This window comes from Nostoc sp. UIC 10890 (assembly GCF_054786515.1).
Genome location: NZ_JBSGKF010000053.1, coordinates 1 through 5,139 on the forward strand (window position 1 = coordinate 1; position 5,139 = coordinate 5,139).

At 38.4% G+C, this 5,139-nt stretch carries 2 protein-coding genes; both read right to left on the minus strand.

Annotation, left to right across the window (positions count from 1 at the left end; translation table 11 throughout):
• Positions 1-692, minus strand: a 692-nt coding sequence (locus tag ACWATR_RS38525; RefSeq protein ID WP_460345222.1) for an anti-phage BREX system Lon protease BrxL, incomplete at its 3' end; no start/stop codon positions are given.
• A complete protein-coding gene (gene mads6 / locus ACWATR_RS38530; RefSeq protein ID WP_460345225.1) occupies positions 682-5,136 on the minus strand; it encodes a methylation-associated defense system protein kinase MAD6 in 4,455 nt (1,484 codons plus the stop codon). The genes mads6 and ACWATR_RS38525, both read right to left, overlap by 11 nt.
• Positions 5,137-5,139: the final 3 nt, after the last annotated feature.

The following is a 5,139-nucleotide window of genomic DNA, read 5'->3' on the forward strand; positions in this document are numbered from 1 at the left end:
GCTAATTCCATAATATGGTAATTAGATTCTACTAAAGGTAATAATCTAGATAATACCCAGGTTTTTGCATCTTCACTGTAGCTTGGGTGTTCGGGGTTAAATCCCATTGAGCAAAATAGTAAATTTTTCCATTGTTGTGTATTAAAGTTTTCTCGAAGCTTGGCATAACTTTGTAAATTAATTTGCGAACATTGGAAAGGTTCAAAATCCATTACTTCTACAGTGCCGTCAGGAAGCATAACTAGATCAATTTTCCCCCAAACCCCTTGGCGAAGAAGCATTGTATGGCGTTCTACAATTGTGGGAGAAATTCTACATTCATCTAAATTTAAGACTTTGATTTGTGCTAATGGGTCAGGAATTAATTTACCTTCGTTATTTACTTTAATCCGGACGCGCATTAGGGCAATAATTTTTTTAGCTTTTCCTTGGGATAACTCAAACATGATTTCGTTGTAGTCATCTTTGCGGGGAAAGGCTTTTTTGACAAAGTTATTGATTTTTTCTAATTCTGGGGTAGTAAGTTTTCCAGTTCCCGGGACAACTTTATCAAGCAGCCATTCGGCAACAAAACTAGGTATTCCAGCGGAACTTAATCCACTTGATGGTAATCTATTTTTATCAATGCTCAGATTGCCAAAAACCTCAATAATTAAATCCTGATTATAAGCTAATAGTTCGTTAGAATTCATCTATATTAAATCCTGCAATACCACTAATAAATATTTGTTCAACTCTGAATGTCGAGTCAGCAGCAAGACTTGTACTCATGATTTCACAGCTAGGAAATCGAAAATTTAATTCGCCGCTTAAGCTGAGGATATCGCCTTCATAACCAGGTGGTAACTCTGGTACTTTTGGAATATTTATCGTCAAGGTTAATTTATCATTTGTTGGGATGATTGTTTCTAAGGGTATTCCATAATTGAGATTCGATAATTCATGAATGCGTATGCATACATCCATTAAGGGTACGGAGTTAGGATTATCAATAGTAATTTCTAACTTGCCGATTTTTCCTACTTCTCCTTCGCCACGGCAATATACTAGCACTGGACGGCGTTGTACAGATTTTCGCAATATAGATACGCCAATGACAACTTCTTCGGGAAATAGCCCACCGTGGGAACCGAAAGTTTTTCGATTTTGAGAGTAGCTAAAAGAACTTAAAGTAGCAGCACCTTTAACAATACTGATATCGTGAGGAAGTCCGTAGCGATCGCTTTCTAAAACTACGAACCGAGGATCGTCGATTTTTTCTATAACTATTCTTCCTTGGGCTTCTATGTTGTCAGGGTAGGTAATTTGTTCACAGACACCTAAAATTTGTCCGCGATCACTAGTAACGATAACTTGTAGTTGTTCTGGATAAGAATATTCGGCAACGAAAGATTGGATTTCTCTGGCGATTCCTTCCAAGGTGTGGGGGCGTTTAACTTTATACCAGTGTTGCCAATCTCGTTCAGTTTGGTGTAATTCATCAAATTGTTGCGTATCCCAACAATAAAGCTTGTGTTTGCCTTTTTTTAAATCTTGACGGAGTTTGGCTTTATCAGAGTCTGTATAACGCTTTCCTATTTCCATTTTTGGCAAGGCTTTTTCGGCATTTTTAACCCAAGCAGAATCGTTAGGTAAAAGTTGCGTGTAAAGACTCCATTTGGCGTATGCAGTCGTTGTAGGTAAGATGCTGAAGCGCGGTTGGATATAAGTTTCTATGGCGAGTTGCTGGTTTTGTGTGAGGAAGGATAACAGTTCTAGATGATCTAACCACCCTAAGCCATCAATTACAACCCAAAGCACCGGGGAAGTTTGACAAAGATTTTGCACTATGGATGCAACGCTGTAATTCAATTGTGAATTCTTAACATCATTTTCCTTCATTTGGGGATAGTGATGTAATATCCATGCTACAAAACTATCAGCCAAGTGATCGCTTATATTTTGTGCAGAGATGGGCTGATGGATCGCTATTTCCCAACGACGAAAAGGTAAATAACTTTCCGTAACCCACCTCAAGGCTTCTTGTGGAGTAGCTTGAATATCAAGGGGTTCGGGAATAGGTGGAGGCTGTTTATTGCTAAGTGTTTCTCGCTGCTGATGACTGAGATAGGCAGCAATTTTCTTTTCTCGAACTTTATTCAGCAAGTTAGGTCGATTCTCAAGGACATTATAGGCAACAGTTGCAATCCTCTCACAACCAACTTGTTCGCTGAGAATGAGATTTTCTAATATTTGTCCATCTGAACGGTATAGTTGTTGTTCCCAGTAGCGATCAAACTCTTGTGTTAGACAATTGGGAATTGCTAAGGGATATTTAGGTAGTTCTGTAATAGCTGGTTCTGCGATTCCTAGCCAACGGCGTAAAAGTTTGAGCTTATCTGATGTTTGGTAGTATATTCCTAAGTTATGCTCTAGAAATTGGTTTTGCCATACTCGTTCTAAAGGTCTGTACTCTGGCGGTACTTGAATCGCCAGCCAAGCAGCTAAATTCTCTATGGAAGGTTCGCCTAACCATATTTGCTTGTCAGTTTCGGTAATATCTGCTAATAAATGTGCAATTGGATTATCTTGCGGATAAAAGTCAAGTTTAGTGGCTACGGCTAGCTGCTGGTTTTCTGTCCACTCGCTGGGTAAAGGTAGGGAACCAAAAGTTTCTTGTAAGCGCAGGCGTGGATCTTGTTTAATTTCGGCGATCGCATCTAATTTGTTCCAAGCTTTTAGCCATTCTTGCGCCCAATCACATAATCTTTTACCTCTTACCCAGTAGGGAGAATTAGTAATACCAAAAGATTCCATCCACTCAACTTCTGTGGTAATACCAATGTAACCCAGTGGAATTTCGTATTTTCCTGTAGGGTCTAGAACTATTGGTTTATCTGGGTCAATTTGACTTTGACTTGCCAATTTTGGCAGAGTAAATAAGTTAAAAGTTGTTAGGGTTGTGTTGGTAGTTATTTGTTGTGTTTGCTTGCCTTTATACCTGGATTTAGAAAATATTTGTACTGATTTAATTTCTGAAGACAAACTTCTTGGTTCAGATTTTCTCAGGCAAGAAAGGTTATTAATTGCCTGTAAAAATTCGGCTGCATCAGTAAATCTTTCTGTGCGTTGAGGTGCGATCGCTCGCATCATTACTTGCATTAATTCATCGCTTAAATTCTCGCATCCCTTTAATTCGCTGGGATTGCGGGGTAATTTCCGTTTTGGCGGTTGTGGTTCATCAAATGGGTAGCGACCTGTGACACATTCATAAAAAACTATACCTAAAGCATACACATCTCTGTCGATTTTTTCGGCTAAACTCAAATCTATTGTTAATTTGCAGTCCGGGGGAATGTAGCGACGAGTTCCAGCACTAATAGCCATTTCATCGCTGTCTGATACGGCAACATTAAAATCAAGAATTCGCACACCTTGGACAGTTAAAAGTAGGTTAGAAGGTTTGATATCTTGGTGACAAACTTTGTATTGGTGCAAGTGTGATAAACCAGCAGCAGTCTGTTTAGTAATTTCAACTGCTTTTTCCAGAGAAAGAGTTTGGTTTGCAATTAGAGATTCAATATCTTGTCCAGCGATGTACTCAAAAACAATAAAAGGAGTATCATCTTTTAACCGACTGGCAAATATAACTTCCACAATATGAGGATGCTTAGGAACCTTTAATAAAGCAGTATACTCTTGTTGCAGTCGTTCATAGACAGAACGGCGATCACGAGTAACTAATTTGAGTACCAAATCTGTTTTGCGAAGGATATCAAAAACATGATAAGCTACAGCAAAACTACCAGGTCGCCCCAATCGCTGAATTATCCGATATTGCTCATCAATAATTGTATCGGCAGGCAAATTAGTGATATCTAGATTTGGTAGAGTTGCAAGTGGAATTAAATCCTGTAATGCTGCATCAGCATGAGGATAGCGATCGTTGGGAGCAAAAGCAGATAATTTTTGCAACCATTTATCCCAATCCGATAACAGTTCAGGATTGTGTTGCGATGGCTGAATGGGAAAATTAGCGTTGCATTCATAAATTTGATTAGCATCTACAAAAGCTGGAACTCCCGTCAACAGTTCATAAAATACTAAGCCAACGGAGAACAAATCAGAAACAACGCTGGCTTGAGAAGGATCGTTTTGACATTCGATAGCTTGGTAAGCAGCATATTTTTCCAAGTCATCGATAATATCATCTGCGATCGTGCTGGTGCGATCACAAATACGCGCATAATCGAAATTTACTAAACGAGCTTGACCGATAGTAGTAATTAAGATGCTATCGGGTGTAATATTACGATGAATCACACCATGTTTATGTGCGTGTTCTAACCCCGATAAAACATCTCGCATTACAGCTAATTTTTGTTCCCAATTGAGGCTTTGCTTTTTGATATGTTGGTGCAAAACTTGTCCTGGTACATCTTCATTTACCATTACTAAACAATCATGTTCTCGACTTTCAAAAAAGTCTTGTACGCTGAGAATATTTGGATGGGATGGTAATTGTCGAACTGCGCGAAATGCTGTACTAATAAGTTTATATTGTTCTTGACGCTTGCTAGTTTCTAGCAGTGGATCGACTTGATAAACACGTAATCTTGCTGTCCAGCTACTCATACCCATCATTAAATGTTTAGCACGATATTCTGTATATCGCTCATTGCTACTAAGTTTATCTTCTACTTGCCAATCACGATATCTTTGTGGTGCTGTTTTCGGTCTAGATTTTCCTTTGATTGCTCTTTCAACGGTTGTAACATAATGTTTAATATCTTGATAGCGGTAGTCAGGAATATAAGCTTTACTTTTAAAGTATTTTAAGCAACGTTCATCTAAATATGTTATGTGTTCACCATCTTTATCACAACGATCAATAATTTTGATATCAATATTTGTCATTAACACCGCCGCTTGGATGTGAACTTTCCGTAACTCACTCTCTTTAACGCGATTAGCATCACAAATCATCGTACTCAGGACTTTTGCATGTTTTCTTAATTTTTTTAAAGGCGATAAGAAGGGTTGGTAATTATCTGGATACCAATTAGGGTCATAAATTTCGATGTTGCCATGCCAATTTTTAATATCTACCACATAAACGCAGTGTCGTGCAATGAGAATTAAATCAATCTCACAAATTTC